Source organism: Leisingera daeponensis (assembly GCF_019801465.1).
In the GTDB taxonomy this organism is placed as follows: Bacteria; Pseudomonadota; Alphaproteobacteria; order Rhodobacterales; family Rhodobacteraceae; genus Leisingera; species Leisingera daeponensis_A.
The window spans coordinates 1-1501 of sequence record NZ_JAHVJA010000040.1 but is presented as its reverse complement, the minus strand read 5'-3'; the positions used below and the strand labels follow the sequence as shown (position 1 = coordinate 1501).

Here is a 1501-nt window from a genome sequence, read left to right as displayed (position 1 = left end):
TTCCGTCCATTCGTCGAACGGCAGGTTCGAGGTGATCAGGATGGAGCCGCGCTCGCACCTCTGGGAGATCAGTTCGAAGAGCAACTCGGCGCCGGTCTTACTGAGAGGCACGAAGCCGAGTTGGTCGATGATCAAGAGCTTGTGCTTCACCAATTGTTTCTGAAGCCGCAGGAGCTGGCGTTCGTCTCGCGCCTCCATCAGCTCATGTACGATGGCTGCGGCGGTGGTGAAGCGGACCGCCATCCCCTTCTGGCAGGCAGCCAAACCGAGGCCGAGCGCGACGCGGGTCTTGCCGGTGCCGCTGGGACCAAGGGCGATGACGTTCTCGCAGCGGTCGATCCATTCACAGCGCGCAAGCTCCAGGACCTGCATCTTGTTGAGGCTGGGGATTGCGGTGAAGTCGAAGCTGTCGAGGCTCTTGGTGGCTGGGAATTTCGCTGCCTTGATCCGGCGTTCGATCATCCGCCGCTCCCGGTCGATGAGTTCCAGCTCGATCAGGCGCGCCAGGAACCGGACATGGTCACGAGCCTCGGCAGCACAGAGCCGGGCTTGCTTGTCGTATTCCCGCAGGATGGTCGGCAGCTTCAGCTTCTTGAGTTGGTGGTTCAACAGGATCTGCGGGGCTTCCGTCACGTCGGGGCACCGGTTGTCAGGCACATGTAGCTGGCCGGAGATGTCGTCTGCACCGTAGTCCGTGGCAGGAACGGGTAGACATCCAGATCGAACCTCGGTGGCCGTCGTTCGATCCTGCACAGTACCAGATGCTTCACGGCATCGAAGCTGATCGCACCCATTTGGAGAGCCGCCTTCACGGCAGCATGAACCTCTTCCATCTCGAAGCTTTCGAGCAGCCGTAGGACCTGAACGTATTCGCGCCGTCCGGCCTTCAGCATGCGTGCATCCATCAGCTACTGGAGAGTGCCAAACGCCTTGGGAAGCTCCCATCCGGCCAGCGGTGCTGCCTGCCCGAAGGCGGCAATCTTCCTTTCCAGCAACGGCAGGTAATGGATCGGATCGAAGATCATGTCTTCGCGGTCGTAGCTGCGGGCATGTCGCGCGATGACCTCGCCGCCACATCCGATGACCACCCGGTCGACATAGGCGCGGATCCAGACATCCCGGTGCCCGAAGGCAACCGGCACGGAGTAATCGTTGGTTTTGTAGCGCACCAGTGCGAGCGAGCTGACCCGCGCGGACGCCTGGTCACAGGCTGCAAAAGGTGTGTCTGACAACGACGCCATCGCCTCCAGATCCTGTTGGAGCCGTTCACCAATCGTCTCGCTGTGCCCTCGTAGCTTATCATTCTGGCGTTTCCGGCATTGCTCTTCGAGCCAATCGTTGAAGGCATCCCAGGTCGGAAAGTTCGGGACCGGAACCATGAAGTTGCGCCGGGAATAGCCGACCAGCCCTTCGACGGAACCCTTGTCGTTGCCCTTGCCAGGACGCCCGTAGCGGTCCCGGATCACGTAGTGGGACAGCATCTCGCTGAACAGCCGCGCGC

1 protein-coding gene and 1 pseudogene are annotated in these 1501 nt (G+C 61.2%); both read right to left on the bottom strand.

What is annotated here, in order from left to right; translation table 11 throughout:
• Positions 1-633: IS21-like element helper ATPase IstB (gene istB / locus KUV26_RS23460; protein ID WP_222510272.1), on the bottom strand; the 633-nt coding region annotated here is incomplete at its 3' end.
• Positions 630-1501: pseudogene (locus KUV26_RS23455) on the bottom strand (Mu transposase domain-containing protein); the annotation flags it as partial. The gene istB and the pseudogene KUV26_RS23455, both read right to left, overlap by 4 nt.